The sequence below is a fragment of the Microbacterium sp. NPDC089320 genome (genome assembly GCF_040684875.1).
In the GTDB taxonomy this organism is placed as follows: domain Bacteria; phylum Actinomycetota; class Actinomycetes; order Actinomycetales; family Microbacteriaceae; genus Microbacterium.
In genome coordinates this window covers 315,002-336,627 of record NZ_JBFBGY010000002.1, presented here as the reverse complement: position 1 = coordinate 336,627, position 21,626 = coordinate 315,002, and the positions used below count along the sequence as shown (strand labels likewise).

The 21,626-nt window shown below is 67.6% G+C and carries 16 protein-coding genes and 1 tRNA gene; 2 read left to right on the top strand and 15 right to left on the bottom strand.

The window, feature by feature from the left end:
* Positions 1 to 7 precede the first annotated feature (7 nt).
* The 4 genes from AB0N61_RS06120 to polA all read right to left on the bottom strand — a co-directional run bounded on the left by AB0N61_RS06120 (position 8) and on the right by polA (position 6,906).
* Positions 8 to 1,360 carry an MFS transporter gene (locus AB0N61_RS06120; protein ID WP_363362486.1) on the bottom strand — a complete coding sequence of 451 codons (1,353 nt, stop codon included), beginning with the start codon at positions 1,358 to 1,360 and terminating at the stop codon, positions 8 to 10.
* A gap of 42 nt (positions 1,361 to 1,402) precedes the next feature.
* The gene (locus tag AB0N61_RS06115) at positions 1,403 to 2,437 is read right to left on the bottom strand and encodes an LLM class flavin-dependent oxidoreductase (RefSeq protein WP_167944108.1); all 1,035 of its coding nucleotides are present in this window, start codon (positions 2,435 to 2,437) and stop codon (positions 1,403 to 1,405) included.
* Between the two features lie 53 nt (positions 2,438 to 2,490).
* Entirely contained in the window at positions 2,491 to 4,167 is a 1,677-nt protein-coding gene (locus AB0N61_RS06110) for a DUF885 domain-containing protein (protein ID WP_363362484.1), read from the bottom strand.
* Positions 4,168 to 4,272: 105 nt separating this feature from the next.
* Positions 4,273 to 6,906: a DNA polymerase I gene (gene polA, locus AB0N61_RS06105; protein WP_363362482.1), complete on the bottom strand. Its 2,634-nt coding sequence runs from the start codon at positions 6,904 to 6,906 to the stop codon at positions 4,273 to 4,275.
* Between the two features lie 45 nt (positions 6,907 to 6,951).
* Here polA and AB0N61_RS06100 point away from each other — a divergent pair, with 45 nt between their 5' ends.
* Positions 6,952 to 7,380 (top strand): hotdog fold thioesterase, encoded by a 429-nt coding sequence (locus tag AB0N61_RS06100; protein ID WP_167944104.1) that lies wholly within the window; start codon positions 6,952 to 6,954, stop codon positions 7,378 to 7,380.
* Here AB0N61_RS06100 and AB0N61_RS06095 read toward each other — a convergent pair.
* Both AB0N61_RS06095 and AB0N61_RS06090 read right to left on the bottom strand, forming a co-directional pair.
* Positions 7,355 to 7,918: a GNAT family N-acetyltransferase gene (locus AB0N61_RS06095; RefSeq protein ID WP_363362480.1), complete on the bottom strand. Its 564-nt coding sequence runs from the start codon at positions 7,916 to 7,918 to the stop codon at positions 7,355 to 7,357. The genes AB0N61_RS06100 and AB0N61_RS06095 overlap by 26 nt on opposite strands.
* A gap of 3 nt (positions 7,919 to 7,921) precedes the next feature.
* Positions 7,922 to 8,542 carry a response regulator gene (locus AB0N61_RS06090; protein ID WP_042536652.1) on the bottom strand — a complete coding sequence of 207 codons (621 nt, stop codon included), beginning with the start codon at positions 8,540 to 8,542 and terminating at the stop codon, positions 7,922 to 7,924.
* A 101-nt stretch (positions 8,543 to 8,643) separates the two neighbouring features.
* Between AB0N61_RS06090 and AB0N61_RS06085 the strand changes: the two genes are divergently transcribed.
* Positions 8,644 to 8,726: transfer RNA gene (locus AB0N61_RS06085), tRNA-Leu, on the top strand.
* 17 nt (positions 8,727 to 8,743) lie between these two features.
* Here AB0N61_RS06085 and AB0N61_RS06080 read toward each other — a convergent pair.
* The 9 genes from AB0N61_RS06080 to trpC all read right to left on the bottom strand — a co-directional run bounded on the left by AB0N61_RS06080 (position 8,744) and on the right by trpC (position 21,624).
* Positions 8,744 to 9,229, bottom strand: coding sequence for a hypothetical protein (locus tag AB0N61_RS06080; protein WP_363362479.1), 486 nt, complete (start codon positions 9,227 to 9,229; stop codon positions 8,744 to 8,746).
* 134 nt (positions 9,230 to 9,363) lie between these two features.
* Entirely contained in the window at positions 9,364 to 10,023 is a 660-nt protein-coding gene (locus AB0N61_RS06075; RefSeq protein WP_363362477.1) for an alpha/beta hydrolase, read from the bottom strand.
* A 98-nt stretch (positions 10,024 to 10,121) separates the two neighbouring features.
* Entirely contained in the window at positions 10,122 to 11,573 is a 1,452-nt protein-coding gene (pyk, locus tag AB0N61_RS06070; RefSeq protein WP_363362476.1) for a pyruvate kinase, read from the bottom strand.
* A 55-nt stretch (positions 11,574 to 11,628) separates the two neighbouring features.
* Positions 11,629 to 13,095 (bottom strand): glutamate synthase subunit beta, encoded by a 1,467-nt coding sequence (locus tag AB0N61_RS06065; RefSeq protein WP_167944096.1) that lies wholly within the window; start codon positions 13,093 to 13,095, stop codon positions 11,629 to 11,631.
* Positions 13,088 to 17,611 (bottom strand): glutamate synthase large subunit, encoded by a 4,524-nt coding sequence (gltB, locus tag AB0N61_RS06060; protein ID WP_363363169.1) that lies wholly within the window; start codon positions 17,609 to 17,611, stop codon positions 13,088 to 13,090. Before gltB ends, AB0N61_RS06065 begins: the two co-directional genes overlap by 8 nt.
* 135 nt (positions 17,612 to 17,746) lie before the next feature.
* Positions 17,747 to 18,775: a prolipoprotein diacylglyceryl transferase gene (lgt, locus tag AB0N61_RS06055; RefSeq protein WP_363362474.1), complete on the bottom strand. Its 1,029-nt coding sequence runs from the start codon at positions 18,773 to 18,775 to the stop codon at positions 17,747 to 17,749.
* Between the two features lie 10 nt (positions 18,776 to 18,785).
* On the bottom strand, positions 18,786 to 19,589 hold the full coding sequence (gene trpA / locus AB0N61_RS06050) for a tryptophan synthase subunit alpha (RefSeq protein WP_363362472.1): 804 nt from the start codon (positions 19,587 to 19,589) through the stop codon (positions 18,786 to 18,788).
* Positions 19,586 to 20,854 (bottom strand): tryptophan synthase subunit beta, encoded by a 1,269-nt coding sequence (gene trpB / locus AB0N61_RS06045; RefSeq protein ID WP_363362470.1) that lies wholly within the window; start codon positions 20,852 to 20,854, stop codon positions 19,586 to 19,588. Before trpB ends, trpA begins: the two co-directional genes overlap by 4 nt.
* Positions 20,854 to 21,624: an indole-3-glycerol phosphate synthase TrpC gene (trpC, locus tag AB0N61_RS06040; RefSeq protein WP_363363167.1), complete on the bottom strand. Its 771-nt coding sequence runs from the start codon at positions 21,622 to 21,624 to the stop codon at positions 20,854 to 20,856. Before trpC ends, trpB begins: the two co-directional genes overlap by 1 nt.
* Between the last annotated feature and the right edge of the window lie 2 nt (positions 21,625 to 21,626).

The following is a 21,626-nucleotide window of genomic DNA, read 5'->3' as shown; positions in this document are numbered from 1 at the left end:
AGGTGCATCAGCGATCGTCGAGAGCCATCCCTCCGCGGTCGACGAGTCCCCAGGCCGCTGCCGCCGCGATCACGAAGCACGCGCCGAACACCGCGAACAGCACCGGTGCTCCCCCGGCGATGAGCAGGACGGGCACCGCGAGCGGAGCGACGATCGACGCGATCCGCCCCACTCCGGCGGCCCAGCCGGCACCGGTGCCGCGCAGCGAGGTCGGGTAGATCTCGGGCGTGACCGCGTAGAGCGCACCCCAGGCGCCGAGGTTGAAGAAGGAGAGGGCCATGCCCGAGGCGATGATCGCGGCTTCCGTCGTCGAGGTGCCGAAGAAGACCGCGGAGATCGCCGAGCCGACCAGGAAGACCGACAGCGTCGTGCGCCGACCCCACACCTCGATCAGCCAGGCGGCGACCGCATAACCCGGCAGCTGCGCCAGGGTGATGATGAGAGTGAAACCGAACGAGCGGACGAGATCGAAGCCTGCATCGACAAGGATGCTGGGGATCCAGATGAAGGCGCCGTAGTACGCGAAGTTCACACACAGCCAGACGACCCACAGGCACAGCGTGCGGACGCGGAACTCGCCGTTCCACAACGTCGTCAGGCGAGCTCTGGCCGTCACCGCGATCGCCCGAGACACGGGCTCGCGTCTGATCGCGGGCCCCGGTTCGACGCCGGCGTCGGCCTCGAATGCCGAGACGATCCGGTCGGCCTCCGCGATGCGCCCGCGCGAGGCGAGCCACCGCGGCGACTCAGGCAGCCCCCAGCGCACGATCAGCGCATACACGGCGGGGATGGCACCGATGGCGAAGGCCCAGCGCCATCCCTCATCGGATGCCGGGATCACGAAGAACCCGATCAGCGCGGCCGCCGTCCACCCCAGCGCCCAGAACGCCTCGAGGATGACGATCAGACGACCTCTGATACGAGCCGGGGCGAATTCGCTCACGTAGGTCGACGCCACGGGGAGCTCCGCGCCGAGGCCGAGCCCCACCAGGAAACGCAGTACGAGAAGCGCAGCGAGACCACCGACCAGTGCGCTCGCTCCGGTCGCGACGCCGTAGATCAGCAGAGTCAGAGCGAAGACCTGGCGACGTCCGAGGCGGTCGGCCAGAAGTCCGCCCAGCGTGGCGCCGATGGCCATGCCGATGAAGCCGACGGAGGCGATCCATCCGGCATCCGTCTTCGTCAGGTCCCACTGCTGGGTCAGCGCGGCGAGGATGAACGAGATGAGCCCGACGTCCATCGCGTCCAGCGCCCAACCCACGCCTGATCCGGTGAGGAGACGAAAGTGCCGGCGCGTGAACGGGAGTTCGTCGAGACGTCCGGCGATGGATGCCCGACTCGGCAGCGCGGTGTTGGCCATTCCCTCATCGTAGAGGGGACCGCCGCGCCGCCGAGCAGTGCGTCAGTCCCGGTCGGCGAGCAGCTTTCGCACGCGAGGAATGACCTCGGAGCCATAGAGCTCGATGCTGCGCATCATGGCGTCGTGCGAGAGCGTGCCGGTGGCGTACTTCATGTCGAATCGTCCGAGTCCGAGCGTCGTCACGGTGTCGGCGATCTTGGCGGCGACCCGGTCGGGCGACCCGACATAGAGCGCCCCCGCGGGACCCACGTCGTTCTGGAACCGTGCCCGACTGTAAGGAGGCCAGCCGCGCTCGCGACCGATGGTGTTGTTCATGGCCTCGAACCCGGAGTACGCGGCCTCCCAGGCCTCCTCGTCGGTGTCGGCGATATGGCCGGGTGAATGCACCGCGATCGGATGCGAGGTCGTGCCGAACGATGCCACCGACCGGTGGTAGAGGTCCACGAACTGACGGAATCGCCCTGCGGGACCGCCGATGATCGCCAGCATCAGGCCCAGTCCGTGTCGAGCGACCCGCACGACGGATTCAGGGCTGCCGCCCACGCCCACCCAGGTGCGCAGACCGTTCTCGGTCTTCGGGAACACGTTCGCGTTCTCGAGCGATGCCCGCATCGAGCCGGACCACGTCACCGGCTGCTCCTTGAGGAGCTCCACGAAGAGCTCGAGCTTCTGCTCGAAGAGAGCGTCGTAGTCGCGGAGGTCGTAGCCGAAGAGCGGGAAGGACTCGATGAACGATCCGCGCCCGAGCACGACCTCTGCGCGTCCGTTCGACAGAGCGTCGAGGGTCGAGAACCGCTCGAAGACACGCACGGGATCATCCGAGGACAGCACCGTGACCGCGGTGCCGAGACGGATGTTCTGGGTGCGTCCGGCGATGGTTGCGAGCACCATCTCCGGTGAGGACACCGCGAACTCCTTGCGGTGGTGCTCCCCCACGCCGAAGAAGTCGACTCCGACGCTGTCGGCGCGCTCCGCCTGCTCGACGACGTTGCGGATCGTCTGCGAGCCGGTGAGCAGTTCCCCGTCGTCGCCTCTCGTGATGTCGCCGAAGGTGTCCAGCCCGAACTCGATGCTCATGTCAGCCCTTTCTATTCAGCTGAATGAACAGCGTGCCCAGTCGGCGCATTCCCTCAGCGCTTCAGAAGTGCCGTGCGAAGGGTGTCGAGCCCGACTCCGCCCATGTCCAGCGCGCGCTTGTGGAACTCCTTCACATCGAAGTCGTCGCCTCGCTCTGCCTGATACGCATCACGCACCTGCTCCCAGATGCGCTGACCGACCTTGTATGACGGCGCCTGGCCCGGCCACCCGAGGTAGCGGTTGACCTCGAACTGGACGAACTGATCCGACATGTTGACGTTCTTGCGCATGAAGTCCAAGGCGTAGTCGGCGTCCCAGATGCCCTGACCGTCGAGCCGCGGCTTGCCGAGGTGCACACCGATGTCGAGCACCACGCGGGCCGCGCGCATCCGCTGGCCGTCGAGCATGCCGAGCCGGTCGGCCGGATCGTCGAGGTAGCCGAGCTGCTGCATCAGACGCTCGGCGTACAGCGCCCACCCCTCGGCGTGGCCGGAGGTTCCGGCGAGCAGGCGCCGCCAGGAGTTGAGCTCGGCGCGGTTGTAGACCGCCTGCGCGATCTGCAGGTGGTGCCCGGGGACGCCCTCGTGATAGACGGTCGTCAGCTCCCGCCAGGTGTCGAACTCCGTGACGCCCTCGGGCACCGACCACCACATCCGCCCGGGGCGCGAGAAGTCGTCGGTCGGGCCGGTGTAATAGATGCCGCCCTCCTGCGTCGGAGCGATCATGCACTCGAGGGTGCGGATCGCCTCGGGAATGTCGAAATGCGTCGCCCCGAGCTCCGCGACGGCCCGGTCGCTGGTCTCCTGCATCCACTGCTGCAGAGCCTCAGTGCCCACGAGCTTGCGCGACGGGTCGGCCTCGAGATGCGCGACGGCCTCTTCGACCGATGCGCCGGGGAGGATCTCGTGCGCGATCGCGGTCTGCTCCGCGACCATGCGGGCGAGCTCCTCGCGGCCCCATTCGTATGTCTCGTCCAGGTCGATCGTCGCGCCGAGGAAGCGTCGGGAGTTGAGCGCATACAGTTCCCGGCCGACCGCGTCGGTCTCGGTGGCCGCGGGCGCGAGCTCATCCGCGAGGAAGCTGCGGAGTTCGTCGTAGGCAACCCGAGCGGCGGCAGAGTTGTCGGCCAGCGTACGGGCGAGCGATGCGGGGAGGTTGCCCTCCTGCGGGGCGGCATCGGCGACGAATGCCGCGAAGAAACCGTCGTCGGCCGTGTAGCGATCGATCTGTGTCGCGACCTCCACCACCTGACGCCGCGCGGGAGTCACCCCGGCCGTGATTCCTGCGCGCAGGGTCTCGGTGTACCCGCGGAGCGCATCAGGCACCGCGGCGAGGCGGGTGGCGATGACGCTCCAGTCCTCCGCCGTCGCCGTCGGCATCAGATCGAAGGCCGACCGCACATCCTGGGCCGCCGATGCGATGACGTTCAGGTCGCGCAGGTGCCAGTCGGCGTCATGCAGTTCGAGGTCGAGCCTCAGCTCGGCGGCCAGGTCGGTCTTGGTGACCTCGTCGATCGCGTCGACGGGTTCGAGCGCTTCGAGTGCGGCGAGAGCGGAACGGGTAGCTGAGGCGATCTGCTCGTGCCCCTCGGGGCTCAGGTCGCCGAAACGATCGTTGACCTCGTCTCGTCCGATGTAGGTGCCGAGCGTCGGAGCGAGCACCGCGATGGTGTCGACCCACTCATCGGCGACTCTGTCGATGGCAGACGGTGTGCGAGGGGATGAGGTCATCCCTCCAGCGTAGCCCGGGACCCCGGCGCAGCATATTGGTTCTCCTCGCCGCGGGTTTCGGTCGTCATGGCCGCCGCATCCGTCACCTCGGGTGCGCGATCGGAATCAGTGCGCCGCCTCGTTCCAGTCCTGCCCGCGACCGACCTGCACGTCGAGCGGCACAGTCAGGTCCGCAGCATCGCCCATGCGCGTGCGGACGATCCGCTCGGCGGCGTCCCACTCCCCCGGCGCGACCTCGACGACGAGTTCGTCGTGGATCTGCAGCAGTGCCCGCGAGGCGAGTCCTTCCGACCGCAGGTCCTCGTGGATGTGAAGCAGCGCGATCTTCATGATGTCCGCCGCGCTTCCCTGGATCGGCGCGTTGAGAGCCGCGCGTTCCGCGTTCTCGCGGAGCACGCGGTTGGGGCTGGAGAGGTCGGGGAACGGCCGTCGCCGGCCGAAGATCGTCTCGGTGTAGCCGACTTCCTTGGCCTTCATCACCGACGCACGAAGGTAGTCGCGCACCGCTCCGAATCGGGCGAAGTACTCGACCATCAGCTGCTTCGCCTCGGACTGCTCGATGCGAAGCTGCTTCGACAGGCCGAACGCGGAGAGGCCGTAGACGAGCCCGTAGGACATCGCCTTGACCTTCGTCCGCATCGCGGAGGTCACGTCGCTCGGCTCGACCCCGAAGACCCGCGCGCCGACGAATCGGTGGAGGTCCTCACCGCTGTTGAACGCCTCGATGAGTCCTTCGTCACCCGAGAGGTGCGCCATGATCCGCATCTCGATCTGTGAGTAGTCGGCGGTGAGGAGCGACTCGTAGCCTTCTCCCACCTGGAAGGCGCTGCGGATGCGACGGGACTCCTCCGTGCGCACCGGGATGTTCTGCAGGTTGGGATCGGTGCTCGACAGGCGTCCGGTCTGGCTGCCGGTCTGGACGTATGTGGTGTGCACACGGTGATCAGGTCCGATGGCGGTATCGAGCGACTCGATGATCTGGCGCAGCTTCGTCGCCTCGCGGTGCTGAAGCAGCAGCCCGAGGAAAGGATGCGGGTGAGACTCCTGGAGGTCGGCGAGAACGGCGGCGTCCGTGGAGTATCCGGTCTTCGTCTTACGTGTCTTGGGCAGCTGCAGGTCGTCGAACAGCACCTCCTGCAGCTGTTTCGGAGACCCGAGATTGAACTCGCGACCGACGATGCCGAACGCATCCTGAGCGAGACCGTCGGCGCGGGCCGCCAGCTCAGCGGAGAAGGTCGAGAGCACCTCGTGCGAGACGGCGACTCCGGCGACCTCCATGTCGGCCAGCGTCAGCAGGGTCGGAAGCTCGATGTCGGTGAGCACGGCGGCGACCGACTCGGGGATGTCCTCGCGCAGCGCCGTGGCGACCCGCAGCGCGAACCACGCCTCTTGCGAGGGTGTGGCGCCCTCGGTCTCGGGAACGAGCTGAGACGGATCGGCCTCGGGCAGCTTCTCTCCGAGATACCGCTCGACGAGGTCGCCGAGTGTCTTGTCGGGGAAGCTCGGCCGCAGCAGCCATCCGGCGAGGCTCGTGTCATACGCGAGGCCGCTGAATCGCACGCCGCGTCGCAGCAGCGCCTTCACCTGCGGCTTCGCATCGTGGAGGATCTTCGGGCTCTCCGACTCGAGCCACGGACGCAGGACCTCCACGACGTCGTCGCTCCAGTCGACTTCGCGGAGCTCGCTCCCGCTCGCGGCGCCGAGGCGCGTCGGAGCGCCGCCCTGCACGACGAGCCGCAGAGCGACATCCTCCGTCTGCGCTTCGGCCCAACGGACGAGCTCTTCGGCGGTGACCTGAATCGGCTCCGGCAGCTCCACCGTGGCGGCTGGGTCATCGGCGACCTCGCCGGCGCCGACCGCCTCGAACACTCGCGGGAGAAGGGTGCGGAATTCGAGGCGGGCGAAGATGTCGCGCACCGCCTGAGCGTCGATCGGGGTGACCGCGAGGTCATCGGGCGCGACGGGAAGCTCGACGTCGCGCAGCAGACGGTTGAGCCGACGGTTGCGCCGCACGTCCTCGATGTGGTCGCGCAGGTTGCCTCCCACGACGCCCTTGATCTCGCCGGCGCGCTCGAGCAGATCGTCGAGCGATCCGAACTGCGTCAGCCACTTCACGGCCGTCTTCTCCCCCACCTTGGGCACGCCGGGAAGGTTGTCGCTCGTCTCGCCTACGAGAGCGGCGATGTCGGGATACTGCTCGGGTCGGACTCCGTAGCGCTCCTGCACGGTCGTCGGGTCGTACCGCTTGAGCTGGGACACTCCCTGCACCGACGGGTAGAGCAGTGTGACGTCGTCGGTGACCAGTTGGATCGTGTCGCGGTCGCCCGACACGACGAGGACGTCGTACCCCTGCTCCGCGCCCTGCGTCGACAGCGTCGCGAGGATGTCGTCGGCCTCGAAGCCCTCTTTGGTGAGCACGGGGATCGACATCGCCGCGAGGCAGTCCTGCAGCAGCGGGATCTGTCCGCGGAACTCCTGCGGGGACTCCGACCGCGTCGCCTTGTATTCGGGGTACTGCTCGGTGCGGAACGAGTGGCGGGAGGTGTCGAAGGCGATCGCCATGTGCGTCGGCTGCTCGGCCTTGATGAGGTTCACCAGCATCGACAGGAAGCCGTAGATGGCGTTCGTGTGCTGATTGTCCTTGGTCGTGAAGTTCTCGACCGGGAGGGCGAAGAAGGCACGGTAGGCGAGCGAATGGCCGTCGACGACCATGAGGGTAGGCTTTGCGGAGTCCGTCACCCTGTCAGCCTAACGAGGACCACGGACACCCGCTGAGGAGGAACCATGAGCGACACTGCGACGAGTGCAGGACTCGATTGGGCGACAGCCCGCGGAATGGGCGCACTCGCTCAGAAGATGGGCATGGAGTTCCTCGAGTTCACCACGGAGCGCTGCGTCGCGACGCTCCCGGTCGAGGGCAATACGCAGCCCGTGGGCCTGATGCACGGCGGCGCCTACGTCGTTCTCGGCGAGTCCCTGGGATCGATGGCGGCCAACCTGCATGCCGGCCCCGGGCGACTCGCGGTCGGAGTCGACATCAACGCGACGCACACGCGCTCCGCGACCTCGGGGGTCGTGACCGGAGTCTGCACACCCGTCCACCTCGGCCGCAGCATCACGGTGCACGAGATCGTGGTGAGCGACGATCAGGGGCGTCGGTGCTCGACCATTCGGATCACCAACATGATCAAGGACGCTCCCGCGGCACGCTGAGCTGCTCGACCAGCAGCAGCTGGAAGAGCACATGGTCCTGCCACTCCCCCGCGATCCGCAGATACTGGGGTGCCACGCCGATGCGCTCGAAGCCGGTGTCGGCGAGCACGCGCTGCGATCCCAGGTTGTGCAGCAGTGTTGCCGCCTGCAGTCTGTGCAGCCGAACCTCGTCGCGCGCGTAGATGGCGACCTGGTGCACACCACGGGAGGCGAGCCCCCGACGGAGCCGCGTCCTGTCGACCCAGTAACCGAGGTCCGCATTGCAGAACGCGCCTCGGACGATGTTGTTGAGGTTGATCCGCCCGCGGATCTCGCCGTCGGACGACTCGATCACGAAGCGGATGCTCCGGCCGGCATCGGCCTCGATGACGCACTGCTCCGCATGGAACTCCTGCCACTCCGGAGTGAAGAACTCCGGAGCTCTGAGGGGCTCCCACGGCGCGAGGTGCTCCCGATTCGCCGAGTACGCGCGAGCCAGGGCGGCGCCGTCGCCGACGCGCACCGGACGCAGCAGATGCTCCGCGTCGAGCGGAAGCAATTGCTACTTCTTCGGAGCGAGCTGCTCGATGATCGCCTTCGCGACGTCCTGCATCGTGAGTCGGCGGTCCATCGACGCCTTCTGGATCCAGCGGAACGCCTCGGGCTCCGAGAGGCCCATCTTCTCGTTCAGCAGGCCCTTCGCGCGGTCGACGAGCTTGCGGGTCTCGAAACGCTCGACCATGTCGGCCACCTCGGCCTCGAGCGTGATGATCTGCTCGTGGCGCGCGAGCGCGATCTCGATGGCGGGAAGCAGGTCGTTCGGAGTGAACGGCTTGACGACGTAGGCCAGGGCGCCGGCCTCGCTGGCCCGTTCGACGAGCTCCTTCTGGCTGAAGGCCGTGAGGAGGACGACGGGCGCGATGTTGCCCTTGTGCAGCTTCTCGGCAGCGCTGATGCCGTCGAGTTGAGGCATCTTGACGTCCATGATGACGAGGTCGGGGCGCAGCTCGGTCGCGAGAGCCACGGCGGTCTCTCCGTCGCCGGCCTCACCGACGACATCGAAGCCGTTGTCGCGGAGGATCTCGACGATGTCGAGACGGATCAGCGACTCGTCCTCGGCGACGACGACGCGTCGGGGTGCGGATGACGTGGGCTGCTCGGCTGCCTGTTCTTGCTCGGTCACAGATCCATCCTAGTGGAGACCGCCTCTGAGGTCCCCCGATGCCGCGGCGCGTGAGGATGTCGACGGGTCGGCTGCGCTAAGGTCGAAGACGCGACACACGAGCCGGCGTGGCGGAATGGCAGACGCGGAGCACTCAAAATGCTTTGTCCGAAAGGGCGTGTGGGTTCGAGTCCCACCGCCGGCACATCGAGGGATCAGCCCTCAGGCGAGTGACCAGATCTCGCCGTCGATGAGGAGATAGCGATCCAGCGCGGGCCGCATGGCCGCGTGGAGCTCGCGCTCGGCGGCGGCAGGATGCTCGGCCAGCATGACGCGCGACGGCACCGCGGCGCGGATGACGGCGTCGAGGTTCTCATCGGAGGCCGACACAGGCGCTCCGTCGCGCATCATCGGCACGTACGTGAGTCCGCCGTGGATGCGGGCGCCGTCGTCCGACGCGACGGTCTCAGCGATCCGCGTCTGCGCGAGCGGCACAGGCACGCACGCGATCGCGTCACATGTTCGGAATCGCCGCTTGAGGCGATACCGGACCCCGATGCTTCCGGGCTTCCACGACGTCATCGGATCGGCCATCGCGGCAGCCGGGATGACCGGGGCGCGCGCGGGACCTTGCGAAGGCACGCTGCAGCGCGGGCGGGCGCTGTCGAGGCGCGCGTCCATGGCGGGTTCGATGGTCGCTTCATCCATAGGGGTGCGGTGCCCGCGTGATCTGTCACGGCGGGCGCCAGCACCAGAGTATCCGGCAGCGGCTGAGAATCAGCATGTCGCTTCGGCGCAGACCGGTCACGTGACAGCGCCTGCAGGCGCCGAGGCTGTCGAACTCAGGGCTCGGAGAGCGACGCGACCTCGCCGAGGACGCGAGGATCCGCCAGGATCCGGAAGTGCCCGCCGGTGTCGAGCCGCACGTTCCGTCGTGCACCCGGCAGCTCGCTGCCCTCGGGGATATGCGGGTCGAACGTGGCGTAGACCGACACGATCCGATCATTCACGTCCGAACGCCCCGCGAGCTCCACGATCGAGGGGTGCGACGGGGAGAACGCCCGCAGCGACCGGACCGGGAGCATCCGCGCGTACCGAGAACCACCGAAGGGGGTCGCCACCGCCAGCATGGCACGCACGCGAGTCCCGGCAGAACCCGCCATCGCGAGCTTGCCCGCGAGCCCGCCCTTGCTGTGCGCCACGAGCAGCACGTCCGACAGATCCGCCCTCTCCAGAAAGGCCGTCACGACCCGCGCGGCGTCCTGCACGGGGCGCTGATTGCGCTTCAGCGCATCGAGCACGTAGACGGGGTGGCCGCGCTCGTGCAGCGTCGAGATCAGCGGCTGCATGAAACGCCATGTCTCATACACCCCGGGGAGGATGACGATCGGAGCGGCATCGCCCGAGGTGAACGACGCCGGATCGCGGCGGTCGAAGGCGGCACGCACCTGCCAGTACGCGGCATACGCATAGTCGGCGATCCACCAGCCGGCCCGTCTCACGAGATCGATGATGTCTCCTCCTCAACTGCGCGGGCTGGTCCCGCAAGGGTACGACGAAGGGGCGGAACCGTGGTTCCGCCCCTTCGCTCCTGCCTGGATCAGACCGTGGCTTCCTTGTAGATAGGAGCCGCGCCGTTCACGGCGTCTCCCACCTTGTGCACGCGGATGTCGTTGGTCGAGCCCACGATTCCGGGAGGGGAACCGGAGATCACGACGACCTTGTCCCCTTCGACGGCGAGACCGCTGCTCAGCAGGTAGTCGTCGACCTGCAGGTACATCAGGTCCGTGTGCTGGACCATGTCGACGAGCTTGGAGCGGATGCCCCAGGTGAGGGCCATGCGTCGGCGGATGTTCGGCTCGGGAGTGAACGCGATCATCGGGATGCGCGAGCGCAGACGCGAGAGGCGCCGCGCCGAGTCACCCGACTGCGTGAACACGCAGAGGTACTTCGCGTCGACGAACTCCGCGACCTCGAGAGCGGCGAGAGTGATCGCACCGCCCTGCGTGCGCGGCTTGTTCGTCAGCGGAGCGATGCGCTCGAGTCCGTGTTCCTCGGTGGACTCGATGATCCGAGCCATCGTCTCGACGACGACGACCGGGTAGTCGCCCACACTGGTCTCGCCCGAGAGCATCACCGCGTCGGCACCGTCGAGCACGGCGTTCGCGACATCGGAGGTCTCGGCGCGCGTCGGCACCGGGCTGTTGATCATCGACTCGAGCATCTGAGTGGCGACGATGACGGGCTTCGCGTTGCGGCGCGCGAGCTCGACGGCGCGCTTCTGCACGATCGGCACGGCCTCGAGCGGAAGCTCGACGCCGAGGTCGCCACGGGCGACCATGATCGCGTCGAACGCATCGACGATCTCCTCGAGCGCGTCGACGGCCTGCGGCTTCTCGACCTTGGCGATGACGGGGACCCTGACGCCCTCTTCGGCCATGATCTCGTGCACGCGAGTGACGTCTTCCGCGTTGCGGACGAACGACAGGGCGATGAGGTCTGCGCCGATGCGCAGGCCCCAGCGGAGGTCCTCCTCGTCCTTCTCGCTGAGCGCAGGAACATTGACCGCGACTCCGGGCAGGTTGATGCCCTTGTTGTTCGAGACGGCTCCCGCGACGATCACGCGCGTCGTGACGGTTACTCCGTCGGTCTCGACGACCTCGACTCGCACCTTGCCGTCGTCGATCAGCAGGAAGTCGCCGGGCTGGACGTCCTGGGGCAGGCCCTTGAACGTCGTGCCGGAGATCTCCTTGTTGCCGATGATGTCTTCGGTCGTGATCTTGAAGATGTCGCCTTCGGCGAGCTCGTAGGGGCCGTTCTCGAACTTGCCGAGGCGGATCTTCGGTCCCTGAAGGTCGACGAGGATGGCGACGGCACGGCCTGCATCGTCGGCAGCGCGACGGACGTTGGCGTAGTTGTTCTCGTGCACGGAGTAGTCACCGTGGCTGAGGTTCAGACGGGCGACGTCCACTCCCGCGTCGATGAGTGCACGCACGGTGTCATACGTGGAAGTGGCGGGGCCCAGGGTGGCGACGATTTTCGCGCGTCTCAAAGATTGCTCCAGGGTAGTGGGGGATGGAAATCAGGCGACGGTGCCGCGGCTCAGCCTACGCGGGCTGGAGGCCGATAGCGACTTCATGTGGTCGCACCGGCTCGGGCAGCACGGTGGTTCCCATGAGGAACCGGTCGACGTTCGCCGCAGCCGCGCGGCCCTCGGCGATCGCCCAGACGATGAGCGACTGTCCACGACCTGCGTCGCCGGCCACGAAGACGCCGGGAACCGTGGACTCATAGCTGTCGTCTCGACGGAAGGCACCACGGTCGGTCACCTGCGGAAGCGTGTCCTCCGTGTACCCGTCCTGCTCCGGGCCGGTGAAGCCCATCGCGATCAGGACGAGGTCCGCCGGGATCTCGCGCTCGGTACCGCTCTTGGGAACGCGTCGCCCGTCGATGTACTCCGTCTCCGCGACGCGGAGTGCACGCACCTCGCCGACCTCGTTCGAGAGGAACTCGACGGTCGACGCGAGGAACACCCTCTCTCCGCCCTCTTCGTGAGCCGAGGAGATCTCGAAGAGCGTCGGCATCATCGGCCAGGGCTGATGGCCCGGACGCTCGGTGCCGGGCTGCTTGCCGATCGCGAGGTTCGTCACGCTGATCGCGCCCTGACGGTGCGCGGTGCCGATGCAGTCCGCACCGGTGTCACCGCCGCCGATCACGATCACGTGCTTGCCCTCGGCGGTGATCTGCTCGGGGACCTTGTCGCCGGCGACCGCATGGTTCGACTCGACGAGGTACTCCATGGCGAAGTGCACACCGTCGAGATCGCGCCCGGGGATCGACAGATCGCGGGGAACCGTGGCTCCGGTGGCGATCACGACGGCGTCGTAGCGGGCACGGAGGTCGGCCCAGGAGATGTCCTTGCCGATCTCCACGCCGGCACGGAAGCGCGTGCCCTCCTCCTGCATCTGGCGAAGCCGGGACTCGAGCTGACCCTTCTCCATCTTGAAGTCGGGGATGCCGTAGCGCAGCAGACCGCCGATGCGATCGTCGCGCTCGAAAACAGCGACCGTGTGACCGGCGCGCGTGAGCTGCTGCGCAGCGGCGAGGCCGGCAGGGCCGGAGCCGACGACGGCGACCGTCTTGCCCGTCAGACGGGCGGGCGGCTGCGGCTCGACCCAGCCCTTGGCGAAGGCCTCGTCGATGATCGAGACCTCGATCTGCTTGATCGTGACCGGAGGCTGGTTGATTCCGAGCACGCACGAGCTCTCGCACGGCGCCGGGCACAGACGACCGGTGAACTCCGGGAAGTTGTTGGTCGCGTGCAGGCGATCGATCGCCGCACGGCCCTCACCCCGCCAGGTCAGGTCGTTCCACTCGGGGATCAGGTTGCCCAGCGGGCAGCCCTGATGGCAGAACGGCACGCCGCAGTCCATGCAGCGTCCGGCCTGCCGCTTCAGGACGGCCTGGTCGCCGGGCTCGTAGACCTCTTTCCAGTCCATGATGCGCACCGGCACGGGACGACGCTTGGGGAGCTCGCGCTCCGTGGTCTTCAGAAAGCCTTTGGGGTCAGCCACCGGTCACCTCCAGGATGCGGTTCCAGACGATGTCGCCGTCGGGATCGATGCCCTCGGCCACTGCTTCTTCGCGCATGCTCCGCACGGCCGCGTAGTCGCGAGGAAGCACCTTCGTGAACTGGCCCGCGGTCTCATCGAACCGCGCCAGGATGTCGGAGCCGAGCGGCGATGCCGTGCGCTCCACGTGCGCGACGATCAGACTCCGAAGGATCTCGAGGTCTGCGCGGTCGAGAGGCTCGAGTTGCAGCTCACCGCTCCCGAGCGACTGGGCGTTGATCTTGCCGCTGTCGAGCGAGCGGATGTAGGCCACTCCCCCGGACATGCCGGCGCCGAGGTTGCGTCCCGTCGACCCGAGGATCACCGCGACGCCGCCCGTCATGTACTCCAGTGCGTGATCGCCCACTCCCTCGACGACAGCGGTCGCGCCGGAGTTGCGAACGAGGAATCGCTCGCCCACCACGCCCGAGAGGAACATGGTGCCGGAGGTCGCGCCGTAGCCGATGACGTTGCCGGCGATCACGTTCTCGTGCGGCGCGATGGCTGCTCCACGCGCGGGGCGAATCGAGATGTCGCCGCCCGAGAGTCCCTTGCCCACGTAGTCGTTCGCGTCGCCCTCGAGGCGAAGCACGATGCCGGAAGGCAGGAACGCGCCGAGCGACTGACCGGCCGTGCCGTGCAGCGTGACGTCGATGGTGCCGCTGGGAAGTCCTGCGGCTCCGTGTCGAGAGGTCACCTGGTGACCCAGCATCGTTCCGACCGCGCGTTCGGTGTTCGCGATCGGCAGCTCGACCACGACCGGTTCTCCGTTGAGAAGCGCCGGTGCGGCGATGTCGATGAGCTGCACGTCGAAGTGCTTCTCGAGTTCGTGATCCTGCGTGCGACGGCTGCGACGCGGCTCGCTCGCCGGGAAGGCCGGTCCCTCGAGCACGGGGCTCAGGTCGAGACCTTCCGCCTTCCAGTGCTGCAGTGCGGCGTCGGCTTCGATCAGCTCCGTGCGCCCCACGATCTCGTCGATCGAGCGGAAGCCGAGCTCGGCCAGAAGCTCGCGGACCTCTTCGGCGATGAACTCCATGAAGTTCACGACGAACTCCGGCTTGCCGGTGAAGCGCTCCCGCAGCAGCGGGTTCTGCGTCGCGACGCCCACAGGGCAGGTGTCGAGGTGGCACACGCGCATCATGATGCAGCCGCTGACCACGAGCGGGGCCGTGGCGAACCCGAACTCCTCGGCGCCCAACAGAGCGCCGATGACGACATCGCGCCCGGTCTTGAGCTGACCGTCGACCTGCACGACCACACGGTCGCGCATGCCGTTGAGCATCAGGGTCTGCTGGGTCTCGGCGAGGCCGAGCTCCCAGGGTGTGCCGGCGTGCTTGAGGGAGTTCATCGGGCTCGCACCCGTGCCGCCGTCGTGACCGGACACCAGGATGACGTCACTCAGCGCCTTCGCGACACCCGCAGAGACCGCGCCGATTCCCGACTGGCTGACGAGCTTCGTGTGGATTCGTGCCTCGGGGTTCGCCCGCTTCAGGTCGAAGATGAGCTGCTTGAGGTCTTCGATCGAATAGATGTCGTGGTGCGGCGGGGGTGAGATGAGCCCCACGCCCGGCGTACCGCCGCGCGTGCGAGCCACCCAGGGATACACCTTCTGCGGAGGCAGCTGACCGCCCTCACCGGGCTTCGCACCCTGAGCGAGCTTGATCTGGATGTCGTCGGCCTCCGTGAGGTACAGGCTGGTGACGCCGAAGCGTCCAGAGGCGACCTGCTTGATGGCGCTACGGCGCTCAGGGTCGAGCAGACGATCGGTGTCTTCTCCGCCTTCGCCGGTGTTCGACTTGCCGCCGAGCCGGTTCATGGCGATCGCGAGAGTCTCGTGCGCCTCTTTCGAGATCGATCCGTAGCTCATCGCTCCGGTCGAGAAACGCTTGACGATCGCGGAGACCGGCTCGACCTCGTCGAGCGGAACCGGCTTGCGGGTGCCCGTGCGCAGCGAGAACAGACCGCGCAGCGTCTTGAGCTCCGCTGCCTGGTCATCCACCATCCGGGTGTACTCGCGGAAGATGTCGTAGCGGCGCTCGCGCGTCGCGTGCTGCAGCTTGAACACCGTCTCCGGGTTGAAGAGATGCGGAGAGCCGTCGCGACGCCACTGGTACTCGCCACCGGTCCAGAGCCGCTCGTGAGCGCGAGCCGCCTCGTCCTCGGGATAGGCGTAGTCGTGACGAGCCTGGTTCTCGATGAAGATCTCTTGGATCCCGATGCCGCCGAGCTTCGACTCGGTGCGGGTGAAGTACTTGTCGATGAACTCCTCGCTCAGACCGACGGCCTCGAAGACCTGCGCGCCGGCGTACGACGAGACGGTCGAGATGCCCATCTTCGACATGATCTTCAGCACGCCCTTGCCGAGCGCGTAGATCAGGTTGCGAACGGCCTTCTCCGGGCTGATGCCGGTGATGTAGCCGGTGCGCACGAGGTGCTCCACCGTCTCCATGGCGAGATAGGGGTTGACCGCCGACGCGCCGTACCCGATCAGTGTCGCGACGTGGTGCACCTCGCGGACGTCACCGGCCTCGACGATCAGACCGACCTTCATGCGGTTCTCACGGCGGATGAGGTGGTGATGGATGGCCGAGACCATCAGGAGGGACGGGATCGGGGTCAGATCCTTGTTCGAGTCGCGATCCGAGAGGATGATGAACTCGGCGCCGCTCTCGATCGCGGCATCGACCTCATCGCACATCTCGGTCAGACGCTTCTCGAGCGTGTTGGAGCCCGCGTCGAAGTGGTACAGACCCCGGATCGTCACGCTGGAGCGATCGGGAAGAGCCTTGTCGATGTGACGGATCTTCGCGAGCTCGTCGTTGTCGATGACCGGGAAGTCGAGCGACACCGTGCGGGTGTGATCGGGGCCCCAGGTGAGCAGGTTGCTCTCGGGGCCGAGACCGAGCTTGAGACTCGTGACGACCTCTTCACGGATCGAGTCCAGCGGCGGGTTCGTCACCTGCGCGAACTGCTGCGTGAAGTAGTCGAAGAGCAAGCGGGGACGCTTGCTGAGGACGGCGATCGGGGTGTCGGATCCCATCGCGCCGAGGGGTTCGACACCGGTCTGACCCATCGGGGTCAGCAGGATGCGCACCTCCTCCTCCGTGTACCCGAAGGTGCGCTGACGACGGGTGATCGACGCCGGCGGGTGCACGATGTGCTCCCGCTCGGGGAGATCGGCGAGGCGCACCGAACCGGCATCCAGCCATTCCTGCCACGGGTGCATGGTCGCGAGATCGTGCTTGATCTCCTCGTCCTCGATGATGCGACGCTGCGACGTGTCGACGAGGAACATCTTGCCGGGCTGCAGGCGTCCACGGCGCTTGATGCGCTCGGGCTCGAAGGTGAGCACTCCGGTCTCCGAGCCGATCACGATCAGACCGTCGGTCGTCTCGGTCCAGCGCCCCGGGCGGAGACCGTTGCGGTCGAGGGTCGCGCCGACGACCGTTCCGTCGGTGAAGATGAGCGCGGCCGGGCCGTCCCACGGCTCCATCTGGTTCGAGTGGTACTCGTAGAAGGACCGGAGCTCGGGCGAGATGTCGGACTGCTTCTCGTATGCCTCGGGGACCATCATCATGATGGCGTGCGGCAGGCTGCGTCCGGTGAGCGTGAGCAGCTCGAGGACCTCGTCGAACGACGCGGAGTCGCTGGCGCCGTCGGTGCAGATCGGCAGCAGCGGAGCCACATCGCCGAGGAGCTCGGATTCGAGCTGCGACTGCCGTGCGCGCATCCAGTTGCGGTTGCCGCCGACCGTGTTGATCTCGCCGTTGTGGGCGAGCATGCGGAGCGGCTGAGCGAGCGGCCACGACGGGAAGGTGTTCGTCGAGTAGCGGGAGTGCACGACCGCGAGCTCCGACATGAAGCGCTCGTCCTGCAGGTCGGGATAGAACGGCTCGAGCTGCAGCGTCGTGACCATGCCCTTGTACCCGAGAGTGCGGGCGGACAGGGTCACGAAATAGGCGCCGAGCTCGTGACCGGCGCGCTTGCGCAGGCGGTAGGCCACCCGGTCGAGGGCGATCCCGGTGAGCGGGGCGTCCGAGTGCGTCGCTCCCCCGGCGCTCACGAAGAGCTGCTCGAATGCGGGGCGCGCCTCGTCTGCGAGTTTGCCGAGGTTGTCGTTGACGGTCGGAACCTCGCGCCAGCCGAGGACCCGAAGGCCCTCCGAGCGTGCGATCTTCTCGATGCCGGCCTTCTGCTCGCGGCGGACGCTCGAGTCGCGCGGGAGGAATGCCAGACCGGCGGCGTACTCGCCGACCGGCGGAAGCTCGAAGTCCGTGACCGCGCGCAGGAACGCGTCGGGCATCTGCGTCAGGATGCCCGCGCCGTCTCCGGTGCCGGCGTCCGAGCCGATCGCCCCGCGGTGCTCGAGGTTGCGCAGAGCCTCGAGCGCCAGAGCGATGATGTCGTGGCCGGCCTCTCCGCGCAGGGTCGCGACCATGGCGAGGCCGCAGGCGTCCTTCTCGAACGCCGGGTTGAACATGCCCTGCTTCGGGGGGTAAGCGCCGGATGCGCCGTAGGGAGGCTGAAAATACACCAGTACCGTCCTCAGATCTTCGGATGACCCGGGGGCGTCATTGGCCGGGTGAATGCGATGGGGTCCGCACGGACCGGTCGGCTATCGAGCGCCTTCCGTGTCCGTGGGAGCGGTGCTTGTGGCGCTGGCTCCTGCGGCGACTTCTTCGGACGGAGGCTCACTCACGTCCACGAAATCGGAGGGATTGTTCTGCGATTCTACATCAGCGTCCAGGTCCTTCCGGCCGCGGCCGGGCTGGTAGGGCGACGGCTCGAGACCGGGGTGCCGGCGAGACTGGACGACGAGGATCGCGATGCCCACGACGATGCCGATGATGGCGGCCCACACGTTGCTGCGCAGACCCAGGATGATCTCGCTCGGATCGATGCGGATCGACTCCCAGACGACACGGCCGGCGCTGTACCAGATGAGGTAGATCGCGAACAGCTTTCCCCACTGGAACGCGGTCGCCTTGCGGCTCAACCAGAGCAGGACGATCACGCCGAGGCCGTTCCAGATCACCTCGTACAGGAACGTGGGGTGGAACAGTGTGCCCTCGGGGAGGCCGGGAGGGAAGGCGGAGTTGTCTGAGGGGATCTCGAGACCCCACGGCAGGTCGGTGGGAAGTCCATAGAGCTCGTTGTTGAACCAGTTGCCGAAGCGGCCCATGGCCTGCGCGAGAAGGAGCCCCGGCGCGAGCGCATCGGCGAACGTCCAGAAGCGGATCCCGGTCCAGCGGCATCCGAGGTACGCGCCGAGGGCGCCGCCGATCAGGGCGCCGAAGATGGCGATGCCGCCCTCCCAGATCGCCCAGACGGACCCGGGCTCGAAGGGGTTCCAGGTGTTCCTGCCCTCTCCGAAGTAGAAGTTCGGGTGGGTGAGGACGTGGAAGATCCGTGCGCCGACGATGGCCAGCGGCACCGCGAGGATCGAGATGTCGATCACGACCCACGGCTCTGCACCGCGCTTGGTGAGGCGGTGGTTGGTCAGCAGCACGGCCGCGATGATGCCGGCGATGATGCAGAGGGCGTAGAAGTGGATCCGAAGCGGGCCGAGGTCGATGTAGGAGACCGTGGGGCTCGGGATGCTGGTGAGCACGCCGCTGAAGGTGCTGTGGAGCGCGAGGGACATGAGTGCGATTCTAGTTCTCGTGTACGGGGCGTGCCGACGACGTGCCGACCGCCAGGTTTCGGGTGACCTCCGCGAGAGCGGGGATGCCGCCGTCGCGGAGCGCGCGGACCAGCGCGGTGCCGACGATGGCACCGTCGGCGTATTCGGAGACGCCGGCGATCTGCTCGGCGGTCGAGATGCCGATGCCGACGCAGGCGCGGATGTCGCCGTGCTCGCGGAGGCGCCTGACGAGGGTCCGTGCCGCACGGTCGAGCTCGGTGCGCTCACCCGTGATGCCCATGGTCGAGACGGTGTACACGAAGCCCGTGGACGACGACACGACGAGGTCGAGGCGCTCGTCCGTCGACGTGGGAGCGGCGAGGAAGACGCGATCGAGGCCGGTGCGCTCGCTCGCGGCGATCCACTCCCCTGCCACGTCGGGGGTGATGTCGGGCGTGATCAGGCCCGCTCCGCCCGCGGCCAGCAGGTCATCCGCGTAACGGTCGACGCCGTACTGGAACACCGGGTTCCAGTACGTCATGACCAGCACAGGAACATCCGTGGCTGCGGTGATCGCGCGAACGGCGGTGAAGAGGTCCTTCATCTTGAAGCCGTTCGCGAGGGCCGCGGTGGTCGCCTCCTGGATCACTGCGCCGTCCATCACCGGGTCGCTGTAGGGCGGTCCGAGTTCGATGATGTCGACGCCGTTCTCGGCAAGGGTGATGGCAGCCTGGATGCTGGTCTCCAGGTCGGGGTAGCCGACAGGGAGATATCCGACGAAGGCGCTGCGGCCTGAATCGTGTGCGGCGGCGATCGCCTGTTCGACGCGGCTCACAGCTCCGGCTCCCCCTTCGATGCGGCGGCTTCGACGTCGCTCTCTTCGGAGACATCGTGTGCGAGCGCCTCGGCGTCGTACAGGTCGAAATACCGGGCGGCGGTGTCCATGTCCTTGTCGCCACGACCCGAGAGGCAGATCGCCAGCACGGCATCCGGACCCAGCTCGCGTCCGAGGCGCAGGGCACCTGCGAGGGCGTGCGCGGACTCGATGGCGGGGATGATGCCTTCGGTGCGGCTCAGCAGACGCAGCGCCTGCATGGCCTCGTCGTCGGTCGCCGGGATGTACTCGGCGCGACCGATGTCGGCGAGCCAGGAGTGCTCCGGACCCACGCCCGGGTAGTCCAGACCGGCGGAGATCGAATGGGACTCGATCGTCTGGCCGTCTTCGTCTTGCAGGACGTAGGTCTTGGCGCCGTGCAGGATGCCGGGACGCCCCCGCTCGATGGACGCCGCGTGCCGGGGCGTGTCGACGCCGTCGCCGGCCGCCTCGACTCCGTAGAGCTTCACGCCGTCGTCGTCGAGGAAGGCGTCGAACATGCCGATCGCGTTGGAACCGCCGCCGACGCATGCGATGACCGCGTCGGGCAGTCGGCCGACCTCGTCGAGCAGCTGCTGACGGGCCTCCTCGCCGATGATCTTCTGGAAGTCCCGCACCATCGCCGGGAAGGGGTGGGGGCCCGCGGCCGTGCCGAAGATGTAGTTGGTCGTCTCGACGCTCGCGACCCAGTCGCGGTAGGCATCGTTGATCGCATCCTTCAGCGTGCGCGAGCCGGACGTGACCGCGACGACCTCGGCGCCGAGCAGACGCATCCGGGCGACGTTGAGCGCCTGGCGCTCGGTGTCGACCTCTCCCATGTAGATGGTGCAGTCGAGGCCGAAGAGAGCTGCAGCGGTGGCCGTGGCGACGCCGTGCTGGCCCGCGCCGGTCTCTGCGATCACACGGGTCTTGCCGAGGCGCTTGGTCAGCAGTGCCTGGCCCAGCACGTTGTTGATCTTGTGCGAGCCCGTGTGATTGAGGTCCTCGCGCTTGAGGAAGACGCGGGCACCGCCGGCGTGCTCGGCGAACCGGGGCACCTCGGTGAGCGGCGAGGGGCGTCCCGCGTAGGAACTGAGCAACGAGGCCAGCTCCTCGCGGAAGACCGGGTCGACGATCGCGTCGGCATACGCCGCCGAGAGCTCGTCGATCGCGGCGATGAGCGACTCGGGCATGTACCGCCCGCCGTAGTCGCCGAACAGTGGACCGTGCTGGTCTCGCAGGCTCATCACGCCTCCAGGAAGCTCTTGAGTGTGGCGACCGGGTCGCCCGTGACGAGCGCCTCCCCGATCAGGACGACGTCCGCGCCGGCTGAGCGATAGTGCGTGACGTCTTCGGGTGTGAGCACCGCGGATTCGGCGATCTTGACCGCGGTGTCGGGGATCCGGTCGACGAGACGGCCGAAGAGATCGCGGTCGAGCTCCAGCGACTTCAGGTCGCGCGCGTTGACTCCGATCAGCGGTGCGCCGAGGTCGATCGCGACCTCGAGCTCGTCGGCAGAGTGCGTCTCGACGAGCGGCGTCATGCCGAGCTCGGTGATGAAGCCGAAGAGCTCCCGAAGCACCTGCGGCTCGAGCCCTGCGACGATCAGCAGCACGAGATCGGCACCGGCCGCGCGCGCTTCGAGCACCTGGTACCGGTTGGCGATGAAATCCTTGCGCAGCACGGGCAGCGAGACGCGGTCTGTGACGGCCTCGAGATCGGCCAGACTTCCGCCGAATCGGCGCTCTTCGGTCAGGACGCTGATCGCCGACGCACCGCCCGTCTCGTAGAGCGACGCCTGGAAGGCCGGGTCGGGGATCTCTGCGAGCGCCCCGCGCGACGGACTGGCGCGCTTGACCTCGGCGATGATCTTCACACGATCACCGGGAGCGAGGTACGCGAGGGCGTCCTTGGCGGCAGGGCGCGCGAGAGCGTCCCGTTCCACCTCGGCCAGTGGCCTGCTGAGAGCGCGACGCTCGGCGTCTGCGACTGCGCCGGCCGTGAGGTCGGCGAGCACCA